The organism is Streptomyces sp. NPDC026575 (assembly GCF_055567415.1).
Genome location: NZ_JBVHQM010000001.1, coordinates 140,780 through 166,394, shown reverse-complemented (window position 1 = coordinate 166,394; position 25,615 = coordinate 140,780). Strand labels below are relative to the sequence as shown.

Annotated in this window: 23 protein-coding genes; 7 read left to right on the top strand and 16 right to left on the bottom strand. The window is 73.2% G+C overall.

The genetic code is table 11. The features are described from left to right. Window positions 1-2: 2 nt before the first annotated feature. The 5 genes from ACZ4NB_RS00735 to ACZ4NB_RS00715 are packed head-to-tail and all read right to left on the bottom strand — an operon-like array spanning window position 3 to window position 7,086. Window positions 3-1,136 carry a trypsin-like peptidase domain-containing protein gene (locus ACZ4NB_RS00735; RefSeq protein WP_467657381.1) on the bottom strand — a complete coding sequence of 378 codons (1,134 nt, stop codon included), beginning with the start codon at window positions 1,134-1,136 and terminating at the stop codon, window positions 3-5. After that, on the bottom strand, window positions 1,133-4,120 hold the full coding sequence (locus tag ACZ4NB_RS00730; RefSeq protein ID WP_467657380.1) for an ATP-binding protein: 2,988 nt from the start codon (window positions 4,118-4,120) through the stop codon (window positions 1,133-1,135). Before ACZ4NB_RS00730 ends, ACZ4NB_RS00735 begins: the two co-directional genes overlap by 4 nt. After that, window positions 4,101-5,228 (bottom strand): hypothetical protein, encoded by a 1,128-nt coding sequence (locus tag ACZ4NB_RS00725; protein ID WP_467657379.1) that lies wholly within the window; start codon window positions 5,226-5,228, stop codon window positions 4,101-4,103. Before ACZ4NB_RS00725 ends, ACZ4NB_RS00730 begins: the two co-directional genes overlap by 20 nt. A 7-nt stretch (window positions 5,229-5,235) precedes the next feature. Further along, window positions 5,236-6,174 (bottom strand): alpha/beta fold hydrolase, encoded by a 939-nt coding sequence (locus ACZ4NB_RS00720; protein ID WP_467657377.1) that lies wholly within the window; start codon window positions 6,172-6,174, stop codon window positions 5,236-5,238. Window positions 6,175-6,192: 18 nt separating this feature from the next. After that, window positions 6,193-7,086 (bottom strand): DNA/RNA non-specific endonuclease, encoded by an 894-nt coding sequence (locus tag ACZ4NB_RS00715; RefSeq protein WP_467657376.1) that lies wholly within the window; start codon window positions 7,084-7,086, stop codon window positions 6,193-6,195. Between the two features lie 200 nt (window positions 7,087-7,286). Here ACZ4NB_RS00715 and ACZ4NB_RS00710 point away from each other — a divergent pair, with 200 nt between their 5' ends. After that, the gene (locus tag ACZ4NB_RS00710; protein WP_467657375.1) at window positions 7,287-8,087 is read left to right on the top strand and encodes a caspase family protein; all 801 of its coding nucleotides are present in this window, start codon (window positions 7,287-7,289) and stop codon (window positions 8,085-8,087) included. Window positions 8,088-8,169: 82 nt separating this feature from the next. Here the strand turns inward: ACZ4NB_RS00710 and ACZ4NB_RS00705 are convergent, their stop codons facing one another. Continuing rightward, window positions 8,170-8,361, bottom strand: a complete 192-nt coding sequence (locus ACZ4NB_RS00705) for a DUF6381 family protein (RefSeq protein WP_467657374.1) — start codon at window positions 8,359-8,361, stop codon at window positions 8,170-8,172. 298 nt (window positions 8,362-8,659) lie between these two features. Here ACZ4NB_RS00705 and ACZ4NB_RS00700 point away from each other — a divergent pair, with 298 nt between their 5' ends. Further along, window positions 8,660-9,745, top strand: coding sequence for a hypothetical protein (locus tag ACZ4NB_RS00700; RefSeq protein WP_467657373.1), 1,086 nt, complete (start codon window positions 8,660-8,662; stop codon window positions 9,743-9,745). 97 nt (window positions 9,746-9,842) lie between these two features. On the opposite strand, the gene ACZ4NB_RS00695 is transcribed toward ACZ4NB_RS00700, so the two are convergent. The 6 genes from ACZ4NB_RS00695 to ACZ4NB_RS00670 all read right to left on the bottom strand — a co-directional run bounded on the left by ACZ4NB_RS00695 (window position 9,843) and on the right by ACZ4NB_RS00670 (window position 18,107). Continuing rightward, the gene (locus ACZ4NB_RS00695) at window positions 9,843-10,193 is read right to left on the bottom strand and encodes a PRC-barrel domain containing protein (protein WP_467657372.1); all 351 of its coding nucleotides are present in this window, start codon (window positions 10,191-10,193) and stop codon (window positions 9,843-9,845) included. A gap of 58 nt (window positions 10,194-10,251) precedes the next feature. Beyond that, window positions 10,252-12,813, bottom strand: a complete 2,562-nt coding sequence (locus ACZ4NB_RS00690; RefSeq protein ID WP_467657370.1) for an ATP-dependent Clp protease ATP-binding subunit — start codon at window positions 12,811-12,813, stop codon at window positions 10,252-10,254. A 171-nt stretch (window positions 12,814-12,984) separates the two neighbouring features. Further along, on the bottom strand, window positions 12,985-15,237 hold the full coding sequence (locus tag ACZ4NB_RS00685) for an FUSC family protein (RefSeq protein WP_467657369.1): 2,253 nt from the start codon (window positions 15,235-15,237) through the stop codon (window positions 12,985-12,987). Window positions 15,238-15,244: 7 nt separating this feature from the next. Next, entirely contained in the window at window positions 15,245-16,234 is a 990-nt protein-coding gene (locus ACZ4NB_RS00680; protein WP_467657368.1) for an alpha/beta hydrolase, read from the bottom strand. After that, a complete protein-coding gene (locus ACZ4NB_RS00675) occupies window positions 16,231-16,983 on the bottom strand; it encodes a glucose 1-dehydrogenase (RefSeq protein WP_467657367.1) in 753 nt (250 codons plus the stop codon). The genes ACZ4NB_RS00680 and ACZ4NB_RS00675 overlap by 4 nt, the downstream gene beginning before the upstream one ends. Continuing rightward, entirely contained in the window at window positions 16,980-18,107 is a 1,128-nt protein-coding gene (locus ACZ4NB_RS00670) for an LLM class flavin-dependent oxidoreductase (RefSeq protein WP_467657365.1), read from the bottom strand. Before ACZ4NB_RS00670 ends, ACZ4NB_RS00675 begins: the two co-directional genes overlap by 4 nt. A 154-nt stretch (window positions 18,108-18,261) precedes the next feature. Between ACZ4NB_RS00670 and ACZ4NB_RS00665 the strand changes: the two genes are divergently transcribed. Continuing rightward, window positions 18,262-18,867, top strand: a complete 606-nt coding sequence (locus ACZ4NB_RS00665) for a PadR family transcriptional regulator (protein WP_467657364.1) — start codon at window positions 18,262-18,264, stop codon at window positions 18,865-18,867. A gap of 129 nt (window positions 18,868-18,996) precedes the next feature. On the opposite strand, the gene ACZ4NB_RS00660 is transcribed toward ACZ4NB_RS00665, so the two are convergent. After that, entirely contained in the window at window positions 18,997-19,629 is a 633-nt protein-coding gene (locus tag ACZ4NB_RS00660) for a TetR/AcrR family transcriptional regulator (protein ID WP_467657363.1), read from the bottom strand. A gap of 169 nt (window positions 19,630-19,798) precedes the next feature. On the opposite strand from ACZ4NB_RS00660, the gene ACZ4NB_RS00655 reads away from it, so the two are divergent. Further along, on the top strand, window positions 19,799-20,575 hold the full coding sequence (locus ACZ4NB_RS00655) for an SDR family oxidoreductase (RefSeq protein WP_467657362.1): 777 nt from the start codon (window positions 19,799-19,801) through the stop codon (window positions 20,573-20,575). Window positions 20,576-20,646: 71 nt separating this feature from the next. Continuing rightward, complete coding sequence (locus tag ACZ4NB_RS00650; protein WP_467657361.1) at window positions 20,647-21,081, top strand: SRPBCC family protein; 435 nt, start codon at window positions 20,647-20,649, stop codon at window positions 21,079-21,081. 35 nt (window positions 21,082-21,116) lie between these two features. Here ACZ4NB_RS00650 and ACZ4NB_RS00645 read toward each other — a convergent pair whose 3' ends face one another. Genes ACZ4NB_RS00645 through ACZ4NB_RS00635 form a run of 3 tightly spaced genes read right to left on the bottom strand, consistent with a single transcriptional unit; the run spans window position 21,117 to window position 24,171 of the window. Further along, complete coding sequence (locus ACZ4NB_RS00645) at window positions 21,117-22,121, bottom strand: acyl-CoA dehydrogenase family protein (protein ID WP_467657359.1); 1,005 nt, start codon at window positions 22,119-22,121, stop codon at window positions 21,117-21,119. Continuing rightward, a complete protein-coding gene (locus tag ACZ4NB_RS00640; RefSeq protein WP_467657358.1) occupies window positions 22,121-23,287 on the bottom strand; it encodes an acyl-CoA dehydrogenase family protein in 1,167 nt (388 codons plus the stop codon). Before ACZ4NB_RS00640 ends, ACZ4NB_RS00645 begins: the two co-directional genes overlap by 1 nt. Continuing rightward, entirely contained in the window at window positions 23,287-24,171 is an 885-nt protein-coding gene (locus tag ACZ4NB_RS00635) for an enoyl-CoA hydratase (protein ID WP_467657357.1), read from the bottom strand. Before ACZ4NB_RS00635 ends, ACZ4NB_RS00640 begins: the two co-directional genes overlap by 1 nt. 79 nt (window positions 24,172-24,250) lie before the next feature. Here ACZ4NB_RS00635 and ACZ4NB_RS00630 point away from each other — a divergent pair, with 79 nt between their 5' ends. Both ACZ4NB_RS00630 and ACZ4NB_RS00625 read left to right on the top strand, forming a co-directional pair. Then, complete coding sequence (locus tag ACZ4NB_RS00630; protein WP_467657355.1) at window positions 24,251-25,033, top strand: SDR family oxidoreductase; 783 nt, start codon at window positions 24,251-24,253, stop codon at window positions 25,031-25,033. Continuing rightward, window positions 25,026-25,610 carry a TetR/AcrR family transcriptional regulator gene (locus ACZ4NB_RS00625; protein WP_467657354.1) on the top strand — a complete coding sequence of 195 codons (585 nt, stop codon included), beginning with the start codon at window positions 25,026-25,028 and terminating at the stop codon, window positions 25,608-25,610. The genes ACZ4NB_RS00630 and ACZ4NB_RS00625 overlap by 8 nt, the downstream gene beginning before the upstream one ends. The last annotated feature ends 5 nt before the right edge of the window (window positions 25,611-25,615 follow it).

Genomic DNA, 25,615 nt, shown 5'->3' with positions numbered 1-25,615 from the left:
CGCTAGACCGCCGCCTGTGCCGCGGCGATCTCGGCATGGACACTGGGACTGGTGGTCTCCAGATGGCGCATCACACTGCGCATCTGGGTGCCGACGTTGACGAACGCCGTGGTCCGGCCCTGGAACTGGACGTTCTCCACCCGCCGCGTGCCCCGGTGGAGCGCGACCACCTTCCAGTCGTCGGTCAGCACGGGCGAGCCCGAGGAGCCGCCTCGGGTGTCGGTGAAGTAGCGGATGTCGTGCTCGTCCGCCTCGTAGACGAGGTTGTTGCGCAGCGCCACCCGCTTCGGCCGGCCGCCCGGATGCTGGATGATGTTGACCGCGACGTAGTCGCCCCGGGCGACCGCCAGCGGCCGGTCCGCCAGCTTCAGCACCGGCCGGACCGGGCCGGGGGTCAACCGCAGTACCGCGTAGTCGAGTTCGGCGTCCGCGGCGAGCAGTTCGCCGACGGTGGCCTCCTCCGTCTCCACCTCGTCGGTGTCGAAGTCGAACCGGGCGGTGCTGTGCCGGGCCTGCAACTGCAGATCCGCGCCGTCGGCCATCGGCCGGCCCGTGCCGGTCCCGGCCCTGGCGTTGACCACATGGTGGTTGGTGACCAGCAGGTCCGGGGCGATCAGCCACCCGGTACCGGAGTGCGGGAAGCCGTTCGGCTGCAGCGGCGCGCCCCCCTGGTACGGCGGCACCTTGATCCGGGCCACCGCCCCGCCGGCCAGCTCACCGCCCCGCAGGAATCCGATCGGGACGGTGTCGTCCCGATGGATGATCTCCTCCTTGATCTCCACCGCCGGAGTGGGCAGACCGGCCAGCACATCCGGCTCACCGCCCGCCTTGCGGGCCACCTCGTCCAGGGCCCGCTGGAAGACGGTGAGCGGCTCGGCCTCGGTGGTCTCGGCCACCGCGTTGCGCAGCCAGATCTCCAGCGGCACCGAGCCGTCCACCAGCCGCTCCACCCGGTTCATCTCGTTGAGATCCGAGCGCACCTGCCGGCCGGGCGCGGGGTTGAGCGGCAGCGTGCCGCGGTAGCGGGGCATGATCCCGTCGAGCAGCAGCGGCCGGACGGTGGGGTCGGCCAGCCCGGTCTCCACGGCGGCGTCCAGCAGCTGCTGGATCTCGTCGGGCGAGAGATAGGTGTTCACCGGTCATCGCTTTCCACTGGGACGCGCCCGGGTACCGGCGCGTGCTGGACGATCCGGGAGGTGGCCGCCGGGCGGCCCGTGCTGCCCACTCCCATGGCCGCCGCCACTCCGGCGACGATCTCCCCGCTCTCGTCGGGCGTGTCCAGCAGCCGCCGGGCCAGCTCGTCGAGGGTGCCGCGGTCGCGGGCCAGCCGCAGGATCCCCGCGATGCTGCTGGGCGCCCCGCCCGCCTCCGGCCGGGTCGGCCCCGCGGCCTCGTTCAGGATCTCCATCACGGCGCCCAGCAGCGCCGGTTGACGCAGGGTCGCCCGGCTCATCGCCGCGCCGAGCGCGTCCAGCGTCTCGTCGTCGGCGGACAGGCCCACCACCTCCAGCGCATGGTCGAGCGCCGCGGGCTCCTGCTCGTAGATCTGCGAGGCGACCGCGCGCACCAGGACGGGCTGATCGGCGAGTACGTCGTCGGGCAGCTGCCGCAGCCGCTCGGCCAGCTGCTGATCCGCCTCCTCCGTGCCCCCGTTGCCCGAGGTCAGCTGCGCCCGCGCCAGCAGCGCGCCCATCGCCTCCAGGTCCTGCCCCAGGCCGACCGCGACGTCCTCCGCCACCCGCAGGTCCCGGCCGGCGCTCTCCCCGTCGCCGGCTTCCTCCGCGAGCCGGGCGGAGAGCAGCAGCAGCTCCAGACGGCGCTCCTCGCACCCCGCCCGCTCCGCCGGGCCGAGGGCCTGCGCCACGGCCGAACGGGCCTCGGGCAGCCGTCCGAGCCGGCTGAGCGTCTCGGCGAACAGCGCGTGCAGCGGGCTGCACGGCGTCCACGGGCGGCGCCGGCCGATCCGCTCGAACGCCGCCTCCGCGAACCCCTGTGCCAGCAGGTCCTCCACCTCGCGGGCGGCGATCCGCTCCCAGTCCTCCTGGTCGGCGCCCGCCGCGACCTGGTCCGGCGTGCCACCGCCGAGCCGGGCCGTGAGCAGCCCGGCCGCCCGGGGCGTCATGTCCTGCTGCGCCCCGGCCAGGAACCGCTCGACGCCCGGCAGCCACCGCTCCTCCACCGAGCGCGGGTTCTCGTCCAGCCGCAGCCGGTGGTAGATCTCCTCGGCCCGTGCCTCCAGCCCCTCGCGCGCGGCGTAGTAGTCGACGGCGCGCCGCTCGACGGCCCGCATCACCTCGGTACGGTCGCCGCCCGGCAGCCGCAGCATGATGGCGCGGACGTCGCCGCGGTAGCGCACGGCGTCCGGGCCGGCCGGCTCGACCATGTCCAGGTGGCTCAGCTCGTCGAAGAGCACCTGGGCCTGCTCCATGGTCGCCGTCCGCAGCCCGCAGGGTTCGGCGAGCACCTCCTTGATGACCTCAGGGGTGATCACCCGCAGCACCAGGCCCGGGTGGGCGAGCCGGCGTACGTCCTCGTCGGTGATGTGGCTGAGGATCCGGTCGTAGAGGATGCCCTGGACCAGCAGCTGGTCGACCCGGCGGAAGACCTCGCGGCGGCGTTCGGGCAGGCTGCGGATCAGCTCGCTGGTCCGCTCGGCCTCCAGCCCGGTGAGGGTGGCGGCCCGGGCGGCCAGCTTCAGGCTGAGCGGATGGCCGCCGACCCGGTCGGCCAGCGCCCGTGCCACGTCCGGGTCCCCGACCCCGCAGGACATCAGCACGTCGACGGCCGCCTCGGGGGCGAGTTCGCCGAGTTCGATGTCGAGCGGGGTGGTGGCTCTCGCCGGATGCTCGACCGACGCCCGCCCGGAGACGATGAACCGCAGCCCCGGATAGACGCTCTGCAGCGTGAGGAAGATCGCCCACATCCGTCCCACCACCGGTGAGCCGCGGTACTGCGCCTCCTCGAACGAGTCGACGGCGATCACGAACGGCGGGTCCGGCCGGCTCTTGTCGGTCTTGCCGTCCGCGACCGCCCGGACCAGGACGTCGGCGACCCGCCGGATCAGATCGGTCTCCCGTCCGGTGGCCAGCATCTGGAACTGCTGGGAGGAACGCCGCCCCAGCACTGCCCGGGTGGTGGCGAGTTGCTGGAGCTGGGTCACCCGGTCCTGCCCCTCACGCTGGCTGCGGACCACCTGCTGGCACTCGTCCGCCAGCGCGTCCAGCTCGGCGCGGTGGGCCGGGTACTGGACCCCCAGCTGCCGGGCGGCCTCGGCGATCAGGGTGACCGGCTCCCGCAGGGAGAGGGTGGGCCGTTCGAAGTCGATATACGCGAAGGGGAGGCCGCCGCCGGAACTGTGGACTCCGTCGAGCACGAACTTGGCGAGGAGGGTGCTCTTGCCCATGCCGCCGGGGCCGTGGATGACCAGCGGCGGCGCCGGCTCCAGGGCGCCGGAGGGCTGCTCCCCGGACGCCGCGGACAGGCCGGCATAGCGCCGCAGCTCCGCCAGTTCGCGGTCCCGGCCCTGGAACGGCCGCCGCACCAGGCGTTCCAGCGGCTCCAGCAGCCGGGCCCGCTCCAGGGAGTGCTGCAGCGCGGCGGTGTCCGGCAGCAGGCCGGTCGTGCCCGGCACCTGGGACAGCCACAGCACCGCCTGGAGGACGTCGGTCAGTTCGTCGGCGGTCATGCGGTCGGTGTCCGGCGGGCTGCCGGACAGGAAGGCCAGCGCGAAGTGCTCCGGTCCCGGGCCGGCGGGCAGCTGGTCGAGGTTGCACTCCAGGACCCGCCGGGCCGCCGCGGGTCCGGCCAGGCCGCGTAACGCCTCCTCCCGGACGTCCGACGCCAGGGCCCACTCGGCCCGGTCCGGCATGCCCAGGGTCGTGCAGTCGTCGACCAGTTCCAGGGCCGCGGCGCCGGCGGCCCGCTCCTCCCCGGGCAGCTTGAGCCGACGGGGATCGAAGCGGCCCAGCAGACAGGCCGCCTCGCGGTAGGCCCGGCGGGCCGCGGGCACGTCCGGGGCCCGGTCCTCGCCGGTGCGCAGCGCCGCCCGTAACCGGGTGGCGAACAACTCCCTTACGTCGCAAGGTGGTTCGGTGGTCCGCTCAGAGGGATCGATAGACATGGATGGCCCCCTCCGCGGCCGTGCAGATCCTGCGCATATAGCTTTCGCCGTGCCGGGCGTCCGTGGCGGAGGCGTGCAGCACCTCCGCGACGGCGATGTCCACGAGTTCGGCGATGGTGGCTTCCCGGGCGTCGCCGCTACCGAGGAGCGCGGGCGGTGATTCGTGGAAGACCTGGTCGAAGAAGGTCCGCAGATCGCCGGGCTCGACCACCCGCGCGGTGTCCCAGCAGATGTTTCCCCGCAGGTCGTGGGGGAGCTGGCGCATCGAGCGCCCGTATCCCAGGAGCACCAGCCGCGGCGCGTCGTCGCCCCGTACGTCGGCGTGCTCGTAGATGGCCATCGCCAGCTGGCCGATGAAGTCCCACACATCGGAGCTGGGGTCGAGCTTGTCGCACTCGTCGAGGACCAGCCACAGGCGCTCCTCGACGGCGGTGGCCCGGCCGGCCACCCAGTGCGCCGCCTCGTCGATCGAGGGGAGCAGATCGTTGAGGCCGGTGGGGTTCAGCGGGGAGGCCCCGGCGTGCGGACCGGCGACGAAGTCGGCCAGCCGCCGGACGACCCGGGCGGCGGTGGAGGTGCGCGAGAGGGTGACCCGTACCGGACGGAATCCGCAGTGCTGTCCGATGTGCCGCAGGAAGCCGTAGGTGTAGGACCGGCCGCTGTCCGGCTCGCCGTCGACCAGCAGGATGAACTTGTCGGGGTCCGCGATGAACCGGCGCAGGGTCTCGCGCAGGTCCTGGCGGTCGATGAACGCCTCGGTGCCGTTCTTGAGGACACAGGTACGGAAGTTGTCCCGCGCGTTGTGGGCGCGTAAGTCCTCGCGCAGCCGGTCCCGGAACTCCTCGGCCTTCCTCACCTGCGGCAGTACCCGCAGCCGGTCCTCCATCGTGAGCACCTCGACGAGCCTGAGCTGCCGCTGGATGTCGGTGCGCGACTGGTGCACGAGGGCGCGGGCGTTGTCGGCGCTGGCCCTCCCCAGCGGCAGCGCGGCGACGAATTCCGGGGGGAAGCCGAGCTGGGCGAGCTGGGTGTGCGGCTCGGTCGTGTTGACCACGAACTCCCGCACCCACTCGGTGACCAGGTCCCACTCGGTTTCGTCCAGCGGCACGTCGCACCTACCCCGGACCCTCGTCGAAGATCCGCTGGACCGGCTCCCTGACCTGGCGCTGGGCCAGGTACTCGGTGATGCCGTGGTGGTTCCTGCTGTCGTTGGTGACCAGCAGGTCGGTGACCTTTTCCTGCGGCGCGTACTCGGGCCGCAGGGTGTGGTCGAGCGCCACCAGGTCCCGCAGGTCCGAGGCGTTGCGCCAGGCGGCCACGCCCGCCGGAACCGCCGGCGGCCGCGCCAGATGGTCCTGCACCTCCGAGATCGCCAGTGGGGAGCCGAGGGTGACCAGCAGCTCCACCTCCCGCCCCTGCTCCATCAGCACCTCGTAGGCGATGATCGTGCCCAGGCTGTGCCCGACGATCACCAGCGGCCCTCCGTCCAGGCCGTCCAGGGACCGCGCGACCACCTGCCGCATCTTTGGCCCCGACCCGCCGAAGAAGTAGGCGTACACGTCCTGGAACGCATGCTTGACCAGCAGGCGGAACAGCGCGGTGCGGCCCGACTGGGGCAGCGGCAGCGCCTCCAACGGCAGCTCCGCGCTTCGCTCCTCGTTCTCACCGGCGTGCGCCAGCGTGTCGGCGAGGTAGGTCATGTCCCGCAGCCAGTCGGCCAGTGCGCGCTCCTCCAGGCCGGCCCGCCCCTCCAGCCCGAGGTCGCCGGCCTCCTGCCGGGCCTCTTCGAGCGTCCGGGCCACGAACTCCTCGGGCGGCTCGGCCTCGGCCCGCTCCGCCATGGCGGGCAGTTCCTCGATCAACTCCGGCCCGCCGTCCAGCGGGTCCGGCCGCAGATCGGGCAGCGGTGCCGGATACCGCACCGGGGCCCAGTACGCCATCCGCGACGCCGCACCCATGTCCCGGCCGAACAGCGCCGTGTCCCACTGGGACTTGAGCAGCTCCGCGCGCGGCTTGTTCCCGTTTCCGTGGACGTAGACAACCGTGGGTGGCATTGCGCTTCCCTCCGCGCCTCAGCGCTGCATCATGATGTCGTCGTGGGAGGCGAGGCGCTTCCAGCGCTCGCCCGGGGCGCGTACGGCCGGCATCAGATCGGCGGCCGGCAGCGGCCCGAGGTCCAGCGAGGTCAGCTCGACGACATCCGACACCGGCACCTGGAACGTCCGGAAGGCACCCAGGGGAGGCGGCGCCCCCGGCGTCGCGCCGGCCAGCGCCCGCTCGGCGTCCCGGGTGAGGTCCGGGCTCTGGTCGAGGACGTACGCCGTCGCCGCCAGCGACCCGTCCTGCACGAACGCCACCACCTTCCAGAAGCGCAGCGGCACCTGCACGCCCCGGTACGGCGGGTCCGAGTCGTGCAGCACCGGCCCGGTCAGCACGGTCAGCTTGCGGTCGAACGTGGCGGCGTGGTCCAGCAGGAAGTTCTCCAGCCCCTGCCACAGCTGCTTGCCCTGGTTGAACACATCGGCCTGCGGGGCGGCGTTGGTGTAGTGGAAGGTGTCCGCGTTGGCCTTGTTCGCCTCCGCGGCCCCGCCCCATACGGGATCGAGCCGGCGCACCAGATGGCCCTTGTCCAGGGAGTTGTCGCGGTACACCTCGTCACCGGTCTGCTGGTGCTCGTCCAGCCGCGGGTCGAAGCGCCAGCTGCTCTCCCGGGGCACGTGCTCCACCAGGAGGCGGCCGTCGATGCACACCGCGGTCGCGGCCGCCATCCGCCGGTCCGGGCGCAGCACGACGGTGAAGTGGGTGTACGGCAGGACCATGGACGGCACATCGGGACTGCTCGGCGTCGGCAGCGGGACCGGGACGCCGAGGAAGTTCTCGTCGTAGCCCGTTCGGTCGGCTAACGGGTCCCGGGTCTCGGTCCGGGCCGTCGCCCCACCCGACCGCGGGGAATCTGATGGGATCATGTGACCACCGGTTCCCGGTGGCGCGGACCACCGAATCGGTGCCCCGCGGGAAGCCACTCGAACAGCCGGGGCGTCCCCCGGCACCCGGCCCGGAGGAGCCCGTTCAGGCGGTTGGGCACCACGCCGCGTTCAGCGGTGCGCGGGCCACGGAACGCATCCAGGCATCGCCCGTCACCCCGCCGTCCCCAAGGAGCACCCCCATGCCGACCGGCCTCTCCCTCCACGTCGGACTCAACCAGGTCGATCCGGACAAGTACGGCGGCTGGGACGGCCGGCTCGTCGCCTGCGAGAGCGACGCACACGACATGGCGCGGCTGGCACACGGAGCCGGGTTCGACGACACCACCCTGCTCACCTCGGACGGCACCGTGAAGAACATCACCGCCGAGCTGCGCGCGGCGGCCAAGGCCCTCAAGAGCGGCGACATCCTGCTGTTCACCTACTCCGGACACGGCGGACAGGTGCCCGCCACCGGCGGCCGCGACGAGGAGCCGGACGAGTTCGACGAGACCCTGGTGTTCTACGACCGCGAATTCCTCGACGACGAGCTGCACCGGGAATTCGGGCGCTTCGCCCAGGGCGTCCGTATCCTGGCCCTCCTGGACTGCTGCCACAGCGGCACAGGCATCGAACTGCCCGGCGGGAACGAGCAGCACGCCCGCCTTATGCCGGTGCCCAAGCAGGAGGAGATCTACCAGCGCGACAAGGAGTTCTACCGGGAGATCCAGCGCGATCTCGCCGCGGGGAAGAGCCGTACGCGGGACGCCGACGCGCTCCTCATCTCCGCCTGCCAGGACGATCAGCTGGCCTCCGACGGCGCTGTCAACGGGGAATTCACCGGAACTCTGCTGAAGGTCTGGAACAACGGGGCATTCAGCGGTGGCTACCGCAGCTTCCACCAGGAAATCCAGCGCAATATGCCGGCCACCCAGGTCCCCAACCTCTTTATGACCGGAGCGCCCACCGACGCGTTTCTGGAGCAGCGGCCCTTCACGGTGTGACGGCGTACCGCGCGCCTGCGCGGGGGCACACGCGGACGGGACGCGGCCCGAGGGCCGCGTCCCGCACTCGGATTTCGCTCACTCACTCCGCGGGGTAGATGTCCCCGCCCCGCATCATGCTTTCCTGCTCGCTCTGGGACTGCAGCCTGCGGGCCTTCTCCTGAAGCCGCTTCCGCTCGTCCGGGTCGCTGGTGCGCTCCGCGGCCGCCTTCAATTCCTGAGCCTTGTCGCGCATCTGCTGGATTCGTGCGCGTGTTTCTCCTGTGGCATTCATGATCTGTCCTCGCACGGTGTAGGGAAGTCGCCTCTACCAGCGAATCAGGCTCGGCGGCCGTCGGCACCTCGAAGGGCCGCTCGCCCCACCGCGGAAATCGGCCGGCCGCAACGAAGCCGGATCGTAGGAACGCCCCGACCGCGGCGCGCCCGGGCGTCTCGGCGTGTCTCCACCGGATGGCCTTCCTGAATGGCGAGGGCGCCCCAGAGGGACGTTGGCTGAACCACAGCAGCACAACGTCCGCTGAGTGTCAGCGCTTCTGGTGTTTGACGCTCTCCTCGTTCAGTGGAGACCCTCCATGACATCCGAACCAGCACTTTGTGGGGGCGACGCCGAACTGTCATCGACAGAACACGGCGAGCACATTCCGCCCGACACCCCTGAGCAGAACTCGGCCCGCACCATTCTGTGGGAGGCAGTCACCCATCGGCCCCTGGAGGAGGTCGCCGCCCTTGTGGAACTGCTCAAGCGCAGCGACGACGTTCCCAACCCCGGTGACGAGGCCCTGCGAGTGGCGGTCGTGTCCCGTCCGGTGAGCGAGGTCGCTGCGCTCTTCGAACTGCTCCGGGCCGCCCCGAACACCGTGGAATCGAGCCATGACGCGCTGCGCGCCGCGGCCGTGGGCAGGTCGGTGGAGGAGGTCGCGCAGCTGATCGAGCTGTTCGACCGCACGAAGCAAGGCGGTGCCGACCTCTTCGGCGGCGCCGACCCTTACGGCGGCGACTCCCCGCACCTGTCCGACCACTTCCCTCCCGGCCCTGGTGGCCCCATGGAGCCGGAGCCCACCACGGCCATGCACGTCCTCGACCCCGACGTACGGCCCCTGGGCAACGCCGCGCCGCCGCACACCGCCCGCCGCGAGGCCCCGCCGCAGCACCCCAACCGCCCGCCCTGGGCCCAGCAGCAGGCCGGCCACGCACCGCAGGGCGGCCCGGCGTGGCACGCCCCGCACCAGGAGCCCCGGCCGCCCGGCTACGCGCTGCCCGGTGTGCTGCACTCGGTGCTGCGCTGGCCGGCCGCCGCGGCGCTGGCGCTGTGCGGGCTGAGCCATCTGCCGGTGAACTCCTCGCACATGCAGGGCGCGCAGGCCGCCGCCGGGCTCTCGATGGCCATCACCGTCATCTACCTGCTGCTGGCGGGCTGGCTGGCGATGCGCGACACCGCCATGGTCTGGACGGTGAGCGCGGCCGCGGCCATGGTCATCGTCGCCCTGCACGCACTGTCCCGGGCCGGTGTCCTGACCCCACTGGGCAGCGGACTGGGCGACACCGCGATGTGGCCCGAAGTCATCGCGGTGGGACTGGCCATCGTCAGCGCGGGACTCGCGGGGGCGGCGCTGCTGATCCGCCCGCGCCGGGTAGACCCGGTCACGGCCGGAGCATGAGCGGCCGCCGTACACATGGCGCCGTGGGCGCGGGCCGGGACCCCGACGGGGGCCCCGGCCCGCGCCCTTCGCCCGCCCGGTCGACGGGCGCGGCGCCTCAGGAGTGCGGAGCGCCGTAGTGCCCGGCGAGCCGCCGGCGGTACTCGTCGTCGCCGATGTGCTTCTCCCGGTCGAACTCCGGTGCGTCCTCGATGTCCTTCTTCGTACGGGCGAGATAGACCGTGCTCCGGTCGTGGTCGATCGAGGAGACCACACCGGCCGGCAGCAGGACGTGCCGGCCGAAGATCCACACATGGGTGTCGACGACCAGACAGGCGGAGCCGGACTCGTCGACCTGTGCCTCGACCGTCCCGACGGTGCCGTCGATCGCCTCGACCGAGTAGCCGGTGAGATCGGTCCCGGCCCGGCGTTCCACGGCGTCGTGGTAGCGCCAGATGCTGTCCGTCACAGCGACACCACCCCTCTCACTTCTCCTCACCTGCCTCGGTGTCCGCCCGGCCGCGCGGCTACGCCCGCTCGCTCTTCTCGGTGGTACGGAACGCCAGCTTGTCGTCCCGCACCTCCACCAGCACCTCGTCCCCGGCCGACAGCGCACCGTCCAGCAGCAGCCGCGAGAGCGCGTTGTCGACCTCGCGCTGGATGATGCGGCGCAGCGGCCGCGCCCCGTACTCGGGCTGGTGGCCGCGGTGGGTGAGCCAGTCCACGGCCTGGGGGGCGAACTCCACGGAGATGTCCTGGGCCTCCAGCCGGCGCCTGGTGCCCTCCAGCAGCAGACCGGTGATCTGCTGCAACTGGGCGTCGCTGAGCCGGTGGAAGACGATGATCTCGTCGAGCCGGTTGAGGAACTCCGGGCGGAAGTGCTCGCGCAGGCTGGCCAGCGCCCGCTCCCGGGCCGCGTCGCCGCCCGGTGCCCCCGAGATGTCCGCGCCGAAGCCGAGCACCCCGCGACCGCCGCTGAGCGCGTCGGAGCCGAGGTTGCTGGTCATCACGATGACGGTGTTCTTGAAGTCGACCGTACGGCCCTGGGAGTCGGTCAGATGCCCGTCGTCGAGCACCTGCAGCAGCATGTTGAAGACGTCCGGGTGGGCCTTCTCCACCTCGTCGAGCAGCAGCAGCGAGTACGGGTGGTGGCGCACCGCCTCGGTCAGCTGGCCGGCGTCCTCATGACCGACGTATCCCGGAGGGGCGCCCACCAGCCGGCTGACGGTGTGCCGCTCCTGGAACTCGCTCATGTCCAGCCGCACCATGCGCTCCTCGCTGCCGAACAGGGCCTCGGCCAGCGCCCGGGCCAGTTCGGTCTTGCCCACGCCGGTGGGGCCGAGGAAGAGGAAGCTGCCGATGGGGCGGTTGGGGTCGGCGAGCCCGGCCCGTGAGCGCAGGATCGCCTCGGAGACCGCCGTGACGGCGTCGTTCTGCCCGATGACGCGGTGGTGCAGCCGGTCCTCCAGGCCGAGCAGCAGCTCCTTCTCCTCCTGCGTCAGACTGCTCACCGGCACACCGGTCTGCCGCGACACGATCTCGGCGATGTCCTCCGCGGTGACCATCACGATCCGGCCGTCACCGCTCGGCGCCGCGCCCCGGGCCGCCTCGATCCGCGTGGTGAGCGCGGTGATCCGGTCCCGCAGCTCGGTGGCCCGCTCGTACTGCTCGGCGGCGACCGCCTGGTCCTTGTCCACGGCCAGCTGCTCCACCTCGCGCTCCAGGGCCCGTACGTCGGTGGTCTTGGCACCCGAACGCAGCCGGACCCGGGCGCCCGCCTGGTCGATCAGGTCGATGGCCTTGTCCGGCAGGAAGCGGTGCGGGATGTAGCGGTCGGAGAGTTCCACCGCCGCCAGCAGCGCCTCCTTGGTGTAGCGCACCTGGTGGTGCGCCTCGTAGCGGTCCTGCAGTCCGCGCAGGATCTGCACCGTGTCGGAGACGGACGGCTCGGGCACCAGGATCGGCTGGAAGCGGCGGGCGAGGGCCGGGTCCTTCTCGATGTGCCGCCGGTACTCCTCCAGGGTGGTGGCGCCGATGACATGCATCTCGCCGCGGGCCAGGGCGGGCTTGAGCATATTGCTCGCCTCCAGCGAACCGCCGTCGCCGCTGCCGCCGCCGGCCCCGACGACCGTGTGCAGCTCGTCGATGAAGACGACCAGCGATTCGGGGTGCGCCCTGACCTCCTCCATGATCCCGTTCATCCGCTCCTCGAAGTCACCGCGGTACCGCGTGCCGGCGACGACGGCCGTCAGGTCCAGGGCCACCACGCGCCGGCCCGCCAGGGTCTCCGGCACGTCCCCGTCGGCGAGCCGCTGCGCCAGGCCCTCCACGATCGCGGTCTTGCCGACGCCCGCGTCGCCGACCAGCACCGGGTTGTTCTTCCCGCGGCGGGAGAGCACCTCGATGGTCTGCTCGATCTGCTCCTCGCGGCCGATGACCGGGTCGATCCGGCCGGCCCGGGCCAGATCGGTCAGATCGCGGCTGTACTTGTCGAGGGTGGGAGTGTCGTGCTTGGGCGCGGCGCCGTGCTCGGGTCCGCCGTGCTGGGGCCCGTGGCCGCTCTGCGCGGCGGCCTGCGGGTCGAAGTGGGCGAGGTTCAGGATGCGCCCGGCCGCCGAGTCGGGGTTGGCAGCCAGCGCGTCGAGCACATGCTCGGGGCCGATGTACGACGCCCCGTTGTCCCGCGCCAGATCGTGCGCGCCCAGCAGCGCCCGCTTGACCGCGGGGGTCACCGCGACGCTGGACTGCTTGGGGCCGTCGCCGGCGCTGCGGTCGATCTCGGCCGCGAGCGCGTCGGGGTCCGCGCCGGCCTGCCGCAGCAGCGTGCGGGTCGGCTCGGCGGACAGCGCCGCCCGCAGCAGGTGCTCGGTCCCGAGCTCGGGGCTGCCGTGCTCGGCGGCGTAGGTGGCCGCGGAGGTCACCAGGTCCCGGGCGGGCCCGCTCATCAGCCGCGCGATGTCGGCCTGGCGGGGTACGGGCTGCCCCGGCTCGCCGCTCCCGGACGTCGCCCCACCGCCGAAGAAGCGTGCGAGGAATTCACTGAACGGGTCCGGGCCGTAACCCTCCGGACCCATGAATCCATTGCTCATGTGTGTCCGTTCCGCTGTCACGGCGGTACCGCGACATGCTGCCTTGCCGGGTTCCTTGGGTCGCCTACGGGCTCCTGCCTGGCGGGTGCCCGGGGGACGAGGCGTCACACACCACTGCTCTGCTTCAGGATCGGCTCCAACAGACCCATCCGCACCCGGACGGCGGTCAGGTCAGACCTCCTGGTGGATGCGGGCCAGATCGGCGGTGAGCGCGTCGAGCCAGATGACCGAGTCGAGCAGGAGGGCGGCGGAGCGCGCCCGGGCCTCCCGGTCCGGGCTGTCGCGCGGGATGGGCGGGGCCACGGCCAGCAGGGCGCGGATGTCGAGCGAGGGGCGCGGCGGGGGCCGCTGGTCCCGGGCGGCGGCATCGTCGGCGCACAGGCGACGGGCCAGCGCCCGGTACTCGGCCGCGGTCTCGTCGGCCGCCCGTTGCAGCCAGGCGCCGACCTCATGGTGGGTGATCCGGCCGGGCCGGCCGGGCAGCAGCCGTTCGCCGCGCCGGGCGTCCGCCCCGGCGACCAGCACCGCGGGCCAGTCCGGCTGCCGGGCGGTCTCCTCCCGCGGCTCGCTCTGGTACTGGGCCAGGCTCTCCTGCGCCAGCGCCAGCGCACGGTTGATCGCGTGGATGCCGCCGGTGCCGGCCGCACCGGTGGCCCCGGCGGCGGACGCGGTGCCCCGTGCGTCGGTTGGCCCCGGCTCCACGACATGGCCGACGGTCCGCCCGATGGCGTCCGCGACCGCCGAGCACACGCCGGCCATGCTGCGGCTGACCTCCCGGCCCGCGCCCCGCGGCCAGGCCACCAGACCGCAGGCCAGCCCGATGAGGCTGCCGGCCAGCACGTCCAGCAGCCGCACCGGGGCGAGCTGCCAGGTGACGGGCGAGACCTGCGCGAACAGCGTGGCGACGACCAGGGTGAAGCCGCCCTGGGCCCAGGCCAGCCCGCGCAGCGGTCCCATGAAGAAGGCCAGCAGCATCACCGGCGGCAGCAGCGCCGCGTACACCGCCGGCCGGTCGTGGACCACGGCGAGCAGCCCGCCGGCCAGCAGCGCGCCGGCCAGCGTGCCGATCAGCGCCTGCCGCACCGCGGAGCGGGTCTGCAGGCTCGTCGTTCGGGTGAGCGTCAGCGTCGCGAGCAGGACCCAGAAGCCGTGCTGCAGATCGAGGAGTCCGGCGACGGCACGGGCCGCCGCCAGGCCGAGCGCGAACCGGCAGGCGTTCTGGAAGATCACCGAGCGCGGGGTGAGGTGGGTGGTCAGCCGCCACCACCACAGCTCGGGGGCGTGTGCCCGGGCGTAGCCGAAGGCGTGTCCGGCCGGATCGCGGTCCACGGTGCGGTCGCCGAGCAGCAGCCGGGTGGCCAGCACCAGGACGACCGCGGCGTCCGCGGCCTGGACGACCTGGGACCTGCGGTGCACGAAGACCAGCCGGTCGTCGCCGCCCAGCTGCTCCAGGGAGTCCAGGGCCCGATGGGCGCGGGCCGGCGCCAGCTCGCGCTGCAGCGCCGCGGGCGACGGCCCCTCGGCGGGCCGCAGCCGCCCGCCCCGCCGCAGCGCCACCGCCGCCTCACGGGCCGCGACGCTGATGCCCTGGAGCAGTGCGACCGTCTCCGGGCGGTAGCCGTGCCGCCCCCCGGCCACGGCGTGCAGGGCGACCAGCCGGGCCAGCAGGGTGCGCACCGCCTCGGCGGCGTGCGCCATCGCCTTGTGGGCGAGAGTGGGCGAGGAGGGCAGGTCGGCCGGCGGTACGCGGGCGGGCCGCAGGGCGTCGGCGGCCGTGCGCGCCCGGGCGAGCGCCTGCCCGGGGACCGGCCCGCCGTGGTGGTCCGCCAGGCCCGCGGCCGCGTCGGCGGCCTCGGCCAGCAACCGCCGGAAGGACGGGGTGTCCGGTTCGGGCAGCACCAGGCGCTCGGCCAGCGCGAGCAGCACCGCGCCCAGTAGGAAGCCGGACAGCCGCTGGCCCAGGGTGTCCGGGGCGTACGGCGGGAAGCACGGGAGGATGTACAGCAGCTGCATCCCGGGAGCCGCGCCGGCGATCCGTGGCCCGGTGGTGCCCGCGTAGGCGACCAGGAAGCCGATGACGAGCATGCCCAGGACGGCGGCCCAGGTCTCGACGGCCAGCAGGGTGCCCAGCGTCAGCAGCCCCAGGCCCGCCGGGATCGCGGTGAGGACGGTCGCGGCCCGCTGCCGCCCGGACCCCGGGATGCGCGCCAGCGCCCCGAGCGCGACCACGGTGAAGGTCGCGTACACCGACATCACGACCAGGTCGAGCCCGTAGCGGCAGACGTAGAAGGCGACGCAGGACGCGAGCGTCACCCGCAGCGCGTTGCCGACCACCGGCCGGTGCGCACGCAGCACCGCCGCGTCGGGCCCGCCGGCCGCACGCCCCGGCCCACGCCGTGCGGATACTTCCTGCCGCGGCCTCACCTCTCCACTATTGGCCCGCGGCCCGGGCCCCGCACCGCACGCGGCCCAGCCAGCCCCCGGCCGCCTCGAACGCCCGCTCCGCGGCCGGCAGCGCCCCGAGCGCGCCCAGGAACCCGTGGAAGGTCCCGGGGTACTCCTCGACCCGGGCCGCTACGCCCGCCGCCCGCAGCGCCCGGCCGTAGGCCCGGCCCTCGTCGCGCAGCGGATCGCACTCGGGCAGGACCAGCAGCGCGGGCGGCAGCCCGGTCAGGTCCGGCGCCAGGCCGGGGGAGGCGTACGGATGGCGGCCGTCGCCGTCCGGGCCCAGATACTGCTGCCAGTACCAGCGCATATGGGCCGTGGTGTGGAAGAAGCCGGTCGCGTAGTCGGTGGCGGACGCGCCGGTCAGGCGGTGGTCGAGAGCCGGGTAGAGCAGGAGCTGGGCCGCGAGCGGGGGGCCGCCGCGGTCCCGGGCCATCAGCGTGACCGCGGCGGCGAGCCCGCCCCCGCTGGAGTCGCCCCCGACGGCCACCCGCGCCGGGTCGCACCCCAGCCGGTCCGCCTGCGCCGCGGCCCACACCGCGGCCGCGTACGCGTCCTCCGCGGCCGCCGGGAAGCGCGCCTCGGGAGCCTTCCGATAGGCCACCGAGACCACCAACGCGCCGCTGCGCACGGCGAGTCGGCGGCAGGTCGCGTCATGGGTGTCGAGGTCGCACAGCACCCATCCGCCGCCGTGGAGGAACACCAGCAGCGGGCCGGGCCCGGTGGCTTGGGCCCGCGGGCGGTAGAGGCGTACGGGGAGGTCGGGCGCGCCGGGCGGCCCCGGGACCCGGCGGTCGAGGGTGTCCACGCCGTCCGCCGGGCCGGGCCGGGGCCCCGCGCCGGTGCCGGAGGCGCGGCGCAGCGACGCGACGTCCAGCGGACCGCGGGCGGGGTCGGGGAACCGCGCCGCCATCGCGTCGGCGATCCGGCGCGCGAGGGGCGGCAGCGGATCGGGGGAGGAGGACGGCGGGTTCATGCCGTGGTCAGCCCTCCGTCCACCGCGAACTCGGCGCCGGTGATGTACGAGGCGGCGTCGCAGGCCAGGAAGCGGACCAGGTGGGCCACCTCGTCCGGCCGGCCGACGCGGCGCCACGGCACCCGCGGCCACTCCCGGCCCCCGGGATCCGTGCCCAGCGCATGCGCCACCATGGGGGTGTCGATCACTCCCGGGTGTACGGAGTTGACCCGGATCCGGTCGCCGGCCAGATCGAGGGCGGCGGACCTGGTCAGCCCGCGCAGCCCGAACTTGCTCGCCCCGTAGGCCGCGTGCCCCGCGATCCCCCTGAGCCCGGCCGTCGACGAGATGGTCACGATCGACCCGCCGCCGGCCCTGCGCAGCTCCGGGACCACCGCCTTGATGCCGAGGAAGGAGCCGACCAGGTTCACCCGCAGCAGCTGGGTGAAGTCCTCCTCGGTCTCCTCGTCGACGGGGGCGGCGTGCCACACCGCCGCGTTGTTGACCAGGATGTCGAGCCGTCCGAAGGACGCCGTCGCGGCCTCGGTCACCCGCTGCCAGGCGCCCGCGTCGGTCACGTCGTGCGGGACGAACACCGCGGCGTCCCCGAGTTCGGCTGCGACCGCCCGGCCCTCCGCCACCCGTACGTCGCCGAGCACCACCCGCGCCCCGGCCTCGACGAACAGCCGCGCCTCGGCCGCGCCCTGGCCCCGCCCGGCACCGGTGATCACCGCGACCTTGCCGTCCAGCCGCTCCGCGCCGGCGCTCATGCCCGCTCCTCAAGCGCGCGGAAGTGCGGGATGACCGTCTCGCCCCACTGCCGGATGGTCTCCAGGCACACCTCCTGCGGCACGGTGCCCATCTGGATCAGGCACATCACCTCGTCCACCCCGATCGCCCGCAGCCGCTCGACGTAGGCGATGGCGTCCTCGGCGGAGCCGTAGGCGTGCCGGGCGTGGTACGGACCGGTGTCGACCGGCCGGGCCGGGATGTTCGCCTCGTGCAGCTTGGCGACGAGCTGTGCCCGGCGCCGCGCCAGCGCCTCGACATGGTCCTCGTCCGGTGCGTAGGCCCTCGGCGCGGGTCCGTCGCCGTACCAGTGGGCGATCGCCTCGGCGAAGAACCGCTGACCGCGGGTCCCGATCCGGTACGCGTCGTCGGCGTCGTCCAGCACGATCGTGGGGCACAGTGCGGACAGATGGTCGTTGGGCCGCTCGGTGACGAGGTGCGCGCCGCTGCGGGCGGCGATCGCCTTGTCGTAGAGCGTGCGCATGGCGCGTACGTCGTCGGCGCCCGCGAAGCCCATCACCAGGGCGCCGACGCCCAGTTCGGCCGCGCGCCGGAGGCTCTCGTGCTTGCTGCAGGCCATGAACAGCGGCGGGTGCGGGGCCTGGACGGGCCGGGGGAGGACCGCGCCGGGGCCGATGTCGATCGACCCGTGCCACTCGAAGGTCTCCGCGCGCCAGGCACCGGCGAGGATCCGCAGCGCCTCCTCCACCTGCGGCTGGGTGTCCTCGGGCCGCACCCCGAACATGGCCATCTCCTGCCGGGTGGCGCCCCGGCCGGCGCCGATGTCGACGCGTCCGCCGGAGAGGACGTCGAGCATCGCGGCGCGCTCGGCGACCCGGACGGGGTGCTGGTAGCCGAAGGGCATGGTCACCACGCCATGACCGATGCGGATGCGTGCGGTCCGCGCGGCGACCCAGGTCAGAAAGATCTCGGACGCGCTCATATGCGCGTACTGGCGGAGTGCGTGGTGCTCGACCGCCCAGATCCGGTCGAAGCCCATCGCCTCGGCGTGCACGGCCTGTTCGACGCAGTCGTGGAGGACCCGGCGTTCGTGTTCGGGGGCGGGGTCGGCGAGTTGCGCCTCGAAGATCATCGAGAATTTCACGAAACTCCCTTCAGGGTATTTCGAATAGAAATATGTCTAGCAGTAACACCCGTACATCGGAAGGGAGTTGGTGCCGTCCGATCCCCGCGCCCCGGTCCCTTCCGCTCCGGCCGCACCCCGGGCGCGGGCGGACGCGGACCGTAGACTGAGGCTCGTGACGGAGACGAGGGCGGGCGCGGTGAACTCCGGCGATGCGGAGCGGCCGGCGCTGCCGGCGACCAGCTGGGCGGTGCTGGGGCTGCTCTCGTTCGGTGAGGAGCTGTCCGGCTACGACCTGAAGAAGTGGTCGGACGGCTCGCTGCGCTTCTTCTACTGGAGCCCGTCCTTCAGCCAGATCTACGGTGAGCTCAAGCGCCTGGAGAACGTCGGCTACGTCAGCTCGCGGATGGTCGCCCAGGAGACCGGCAACCGCGACAAGCGGGTCTATGTGATCACCGACGAGGGGATGGCGGCGGTCCGGCACTGGGCGCGCGAGGCGCCGGTGGAGCCGCCGGTCCTCAAGCACGGAGTGATGCTGCGGCTGTGGCTGGGCCATCTGCTGGAGGCCGACCGGATGCGTGAAGTGCTCGGCCGGCACCGGGAGTACGCGGAGGCCATGCGGCAGCGCGCCGAGGTGGACGTCGAGACCGCCCGCGCCGAGGAGGCATGGGCCTACCCCTCACTCGTCCTGAAGTGGTCCGAGCGCTTCTACACCGCCGAACGGGACCTGGCCGACGCGATGCTGGCCGACCTCGACGAGCTGGACGGCGGACGCGGCTGAAGTGCGCTGCGAGGGTGTCCGTGATGACGTGGGGCAACGGATCTGATCGATGCCATGCGGCGCTGCCCATGCCGCGGGTCCGCGGCGCCGACGACACCGCCGCCTCTTGTCTGCGAGGGAGCGCGGCGACTACGTGTCGGCGGACGGGCCGGGCTTCGCCTGGAGTTCGTCGAGTCGCAGAAACGCCAGGGCGCGGCGCATCAGGTCGACGAGATCCTCGGGTTCGTCCTGCCAGGCCCAGTACTCCATGGTGACGGTGAAGGCATCCAGCACCGCGGTGGTCAGCAGCCGCACTTCGAGGCTGTCGACAGGGGCGGACGCCCGGGACGCCAGCGCGGGCGCGAGCCGTTCCTGCATCTCCCGCCCCGCAGCGAGCCAGCGCGTCTTCAGGACGGGGACGGTCCCCAGGACCCGGACCAGCCGCCGGGCCCGGGCGGCGTCCTCCAGGCGCCGCTCGGCCGTCGCCGTCCCGAAGGACGCCTCAAGGGCGGCGCTGAGCGGTTCATCGACCGGATGTGCCGCGAGGACGTCCACGAGCTGGCCGACGCTGGAGGCGAAGAGGGGGGTGAGGGCGTCCTCCTTCGTCGAGGAGTAGCGGTAGAAGGTGCGCAGGGAGATGCCCGCGGCCGAGGCGATGTCCTCGACCGTCGTCGCCTCGTACCCGCGGTCGGCGAACAGGGCCGCCGCGGCCTCCGCGATCTCCAGCCGAGTCTGAAGGCGCCGATGCTCCGTCAGGGACGGACGGCCCCGCGCTGCCGCCATTGTGTGCTCCTCACCGTGCTTCACCTTGGCCGTCATTCTCCCAGACATTTATTGGCACGCTGCGCCAAAAAAGCGTATGTTGAGTGACGCCTGATCAGGTGCCGATCGGCCGGCGGTCGATTCGTCTGCTGTGTCCGGTGCACCCGCAACGCCAACGAAGGAGCGGACCATGTCCCGCACGTACCTCGTCACCGGAGCCGCCTCCGGCATCGGCAAGGCCACCGCCACCAGCCTCAGGGAGCAGGGGCACACGGTGATCGGCGCCGACCTCAAGGACGCCGACATCGTCGCGGACCTCGCCACCCCCGATGGCCGGGCCCATCTGGTCCGGCAGGCCGGCGAGCTGAGCGGTGGGCGCCTCGACGCCGTGATCGCGGGCGCCGGCCTCGCCGGATTCGACCCCCGGGCCGTCAGCGTCAACTACTTCGGCGCGGTCGCCACCTTGGAAGGGCTGCGCCCCCTGCTGGCCGCCGGTACGGCCCCGCGCGCCGTCGTCATCGCCTCGGTCGCCTCCGTCCACCCGTACGACACTGCCATCGCCGACGCGGCGCTCGCCGGTGACGAGGACGCGGCGCTGGCCGCCGCTCAGGCGGCGGTCGACCGGGGAGAGGGCTATGCGATCTACGGCTCGACCAAGGCCGCCATCGCCCGATGGATACGCCGCACCGCAGTGACCGCCGACTGGGCGGGCGCCGGCATCCCCCTCAACGCCATCGCCCCCGGAACCGTCGTCACCCCCATGACCGAGCCCATGCTGGCCAGCCCGGACCTGCGCGAGATCGTCGATGCGACCGTCCCCATGCCGCTCCACGGCCACGCCCAGCCGGCGCAGATCGCCCCGCTCCTGACCTGGCTCACCTCCCCGGAGAACGAACTGGTCACCGGCCAGGTCGTCTTCATCGACGGCGGCGCCGACGCCGTACTGCGCGGTGACGGCACATGGTGAGCCGCGAAGGGAAACGGCCGATCGGAGACGTCCCGCAGCCCTCCCCAGCCGCAGCCACCGGAGGCTCACCCGTGCACACGCTCACCCGCACCACCGTCGTCACCGCCGACCCCGACACCGTCTGGCGGCTCATCGGCAGGTTCGGCGGCCTCGCCGACTGGCACCCCCTGCTTCCGCCGTCGGTGATCGAGGACGGCGCCGACCCCGAGACGCCCGGGGCGGTGCAGGCGTTCTCCGTCGACGGCCGCGTGCTCATCCGGGAACGGCTCCTGGAGAAGGACGACTCGCGCCGGACGCTCAGTTACACCATCCATGAATCCGCCGTCCCCGTCTCCGACTACGTCGCCACGCTGTCCGTCCACCCGCACGACGCGGGCGCCGAGATCCGCTGGGCCGCGACGTACGGGGCCGCCGACGAGCTCGTCCCCGAGATCGAGAAGCAGTTCGGCGACACCATCTACGCCACCGGCCTGAACGCCCTCAAGGAGCGCTTCGCCCGGCCATGAGCCGTGGCGTGACGCGCAAGGAATGTGACGCCAGCTCAAGGAGCGTCGGCGAGGACCAGCGCCCGGCAATCCGACGGCGTTCCCCAGGCGTCCCGCAGCGGTCGCGCCTTGCGGATCCACAGGGAGAGGTCCAGTTCCTCCGTGTATCCCAGGGCGCCGTGCAGTTGGAGCGCGGTGCGGGCCGCGGCGTATCCGGCCTCGCCCGCGGCGACCTTCGCCGCCGCCACCTCCCGGCGCGCCGACGGGGCGCCCGCCGCCACCGCCAGCGCCGCCGCGTGCACCAGCGGCTGGGCGAACTCCAGCCCGATGAGGGTGTCCGCCAGCCGGTGCTTGACCGCCTGGAACGAGCCGATCGGCACCCCGAACTGGGTGCGCTGCTTGACGTAGGCGACCGTCTCGGCGAGCAGGGCGCGGCCGAGGCCGAGCGACTGGGCGGCGGTGAGCAGCCGCGCGAGGTCGACGGCGTGCGCGGCGGCCGCGGCCACGGCCGGTCCGTCGGCCAGGACCGTGCCGCCGCGCGGGCGGGCCGGCCGCCGGGTCGGATCGAGGCAGGGCTGCACGGGGCCGTGCGCTTCGGTGCGGCGGAGCGTGGCGCCCTGGACGACGAGGACGGTGTCGGCGGCCTCCGCGTCCAAGGCGTACGGCGTGTCGGCGCACAGGCTGACCACGGCGTCGCCGGAGGCGATCCGCGGCAGCCATCCGCCGGCCCCGGCCTCGGCCCCGACCTCGGCGTCCTCGCCGAGCCGGCCCCACAGCGCCGCCGCGGCCACCGTCTCCGCCAGCGGGCCGGGCACCGCATGCCGCCCCAATTCCTGGAAGGCGACGACCAGTTCGACCGGCAGTGACCCCGTCCCGCCGTGCTTCTCCGGTACGGCGAGCCCGAACACCCCCGCCGCCGCGATCCGCGCCCACAGCGCCCGGCCGGGCCCGGTGTCCCCGCGCGCCCAGGCCCGTGCCGCCGCCGCGGTGCCGGACGCCGTCAGCAGGCCGTTCAGCGTACGGGCGAACTCCCGCTGCTCCCCGGTCGCGAGGAAGCGCATCACCGGCGTCCCTTCGGCAGGCCGAGCAACCGCTCGGCGATGATGTCGCGCTGGATCTCGTTGGTGCCGGCGTAGATCGGACCGGCGAGCGAGAAGGTGTAGCCCTCGGCCCACCTCCCGTGCGCGGGCGCCTCGTCGGCGTCGTCGGCGAGCGCGCCGTAGGGGCCGAGCAGGTCCAGCGCGGTCTCGTGCAGCGCGATGTCCAGTTCGGACCAGAAGACCTTGTTCAGGCTCGATTCGGCGCCCAGCTCCCCGCCGTCCGCGAGCCGGGTGGCGTGGGCGTAGGTGTGGAGCTGGTACGCACGGGCACCGATCAGCGCATCGGCGACCCGGTCGCCGAGAGGGCCGGCCGCCTCGGGGGCCCGGCGCCACAGCGCGGCCAGTCGTTCGGCGGCCGCCGTGAAGCGGCCCGGACTGCGCAGCGTCAGCCCGCGCTCGTTGCCCGCGGTGCTCATCGCCACCCGCCAGCCCCGCCCCGGCTCGCCGATCACCTCCTCGTCGGGCACGAACACCCCGTCCAGGGCGAGTTCGGCGAAGGCGGGCTTGCCGTCGAGGCGGCCGATGGGGCGCACCGTCACGCCGGGCGCGTCCAGCGGGAACATCAGATACGTCAGGCCCTGGTGCGGCCGGGCGGTGTCCGGGTCGCTGCGGAACAGGCCGAAGGCGCGGTCGGCGAAGGCGGCCCGCGACGACCAGGTCTTCAGGCCGTGCAGCAGCCAGCCGCCGTCGGTCCGTACGGCCGTCGCGCGCAGCGATGCCAGGTCCGAGCCCGACTCCGGCTCCGACCACGCCTGGGCCCAGATCACCTCGCCGCTCGCCATGGGGCCCAGGACCCGGGCGCGCTGCTCCTGGGTGCCGTGCTCAAAGAGGGTGGGGGCGAGGAGGCTGATGCCGTTCTGGCTGACCCGGCCGGGGGCGCCCGCGGCGTAGTACTCCTCCTCGAAGATCAGCCACTGCAGGATCGAGGCGCCCCGGCCGCCGTACTCCTCGGGCCAGGAGACCGCCGACCAGCGGTCCGCGAAGAGCCGGCGCTCCCACTCCCGGTGGGCGGCGAAGCCCCGTGCGGTCTCCAGCGACGGCAGCGGGGCGGCGGGTACATGCTCGGCGAGCCAGGCCCGGACCTCGGTCCGGAAGGCGTCCTCGGCGGCGGTGAAGGCGAGGTCCATCAGGCCCCGGCCTCCCGGGAGGACGGCTGCGGCTCCGTGGAACGCCGCCGCATCGCGTGGATGTCCATGCCGCCCAGCGGGTCCGCGGCCGTCTCGGCGTTGTGGGCGTGCGCGAGATGGTGCAGGCCGAACACCGAGTCCAGGCCGCCGTGCAGCCCCTGGAGGTCCTCGGCCTGGTTGACGGCGCGTTTGGTCAGCGCCAGGCCCAGCCGGGGCATCTCCGCGATGCGCAGCGCCAGTTCCCGCGTACGGTCGGCCAGTTCGGCGCGCGGTACGACCCGGTTGACCATGCCCACCTCGTAGGCCCGCCGGGCGCTCATCCGGTCCCCGGTGTAGAGGAACTCCTTGGCGATCCGCGGCGGCATCACCCACGGGTGGGCGAAGTACTCGACGCCGGGTATCCCCATCCGTACGACGGGGTCGGCGAAGAAGGCGTCATCGGCGGCGACGATCAGATCGCAGATCCAGGCGAGCATCAATCCGCCCGCCACACAGGCCCCTTGGACCGAGGCGAGCACCGGCTTGGGCAGCTCCCGCCAGCGGCGGCACATGCCGAGATAGACCTCCGACTCGCGGGCGAACCGGCTCTCCGCGCCCGCCTTGTCCGAGTGGTCCCACCACAGTCCCGCCCTGCGGTCGAAGGGAAGGTGCGCATCGCGCCCCGGGCTGCCGATGTCGTGGCCCGCGGAGAAGTGCCGGCCCTCGCCGGCGAGTACGACGACCCTGACCTCGTCGTCGTCCGCGGCGCGGTAGAAGGCGCGGTCCAGGGCGTAGGTCATCGCGGAGTTCTGGGCGTTGCGGTAGTCCGGGCGGTTCATGGTGACGGTCGCGACCGGGCCCTGGCGTGCGTAGCGCACGGGCTCGTCGTCGTGGGCAGCGGGCATCCGCCCCTCCTTCCCTAACAAGTGTTTGGTAGGTTAACGTACGGCCAGGAGCAGCGTCGAGGCCCAAGGAGGCTCGCGTATGACACCGCCCCGCTATGTGCCCGGCCACGATCTGCTCGCCGGCCGCAGCGCCGTCATCACCGCGGCCGCCGGGGCCGGCATCGGCGGCGCCACCGCCCGCCGCTTCCTGGAAGAGGGCGCCCGGATCGTCGTCGGCGACAGCCACGCGCGGCGGCTGGCGGAGAGCGCCGAGGCGCTCGCCGCGGAGTTCGGCGCGGACAAGGTCGAGGCCCTGCCCTGCGACGTCACCGACGAGGAGCAGGTGGGCGCCCTGCTGGAGCTGGCCGAACAGCGCCACGGCCGGCTCGACATCGTGGTGAACAACGCCGGGCTCGGCGGCACCGCCGACCTCGTCGAGATGACCGACGAGCAGTGGAGCAAGGTCCTCGATGTGACCCTGAACGGCACCTTCCGCTGCACCAGGGCCGCGCTGCGCCGGATGCGGCGCGGCGGCCGCGGCGGCGTGATCGTCAACAACGCCTCGGTCGTCGGCTGGCGCGCCCAGCGCGGCCAGGCCCACTACGCCGCGGCCAAGGCCGGGGTGATGGCGCTGACCCGCTGCGCCGCCGTGGAAGCCGCCGCGTACGGCGTACGGATCAACGCGGTCTCGCCGAGCCTCGCCATGCACCCGCACCTGGTGAAGGTCACCACGCCCGAGCTGCTCGCCGAACTCACCGAGCGGGAGGCGTTCGGACGCTACGCAGAACCCTGGGAGGTCGCCAATGTCATCGTCTTCCTCGCCGGCGACTACGCCTCGTACATGACCGGCGAAACCGTGTCCGTCAGCTCCCAGCATGCCTGAGGAGCGCCGCCGCGAACTCCTCGCCGCGGCCGCGGAGGTGTTCGCCGTCCAGGGCTACGACGCGACCACGGTCCGGCAGATCGCGGACGCGGTCGGGATGCTCGCGGGCAGCCTCTACTACCACTTCGATTCCAAGGAATCGATGCTGGACGAGATCCTGTCCACGTTCCTGGACGAGCTGTGGGAGGGCTATGACGCGGTGCTCGCCGCGCGGCTCGGGCCCAGGGAGACGATCGAGGCGCTGGTCACCGAGTCCTTCCGGGAGATCGACCGGCACCGCGCCGCCGTCGCGATCTATCAGAAGGAGGCCAAGCACCTCGCCGCACAGCAGTCCCGCTTCGGCTACCTCGCCGACTCCCGGCAGAGATTCGAAAGGGCCTGGCTGGGCACCCTGGAGCGGGGTGTGGCCGACGGAGTCTTCCGCGCCGACCTCGACGTCCGGCTGACGTACCGGTTCGTCCGCGACACCGTCTGGGTGGCCGCCTCCTGGTACCGGCCGGGCGCACGGCACCGCCCCGAGGAGATCGCCCGCCAGTACCTGTCGATGGTGCTGGACGGCATCGCCTTGCGGAACTGACCGGC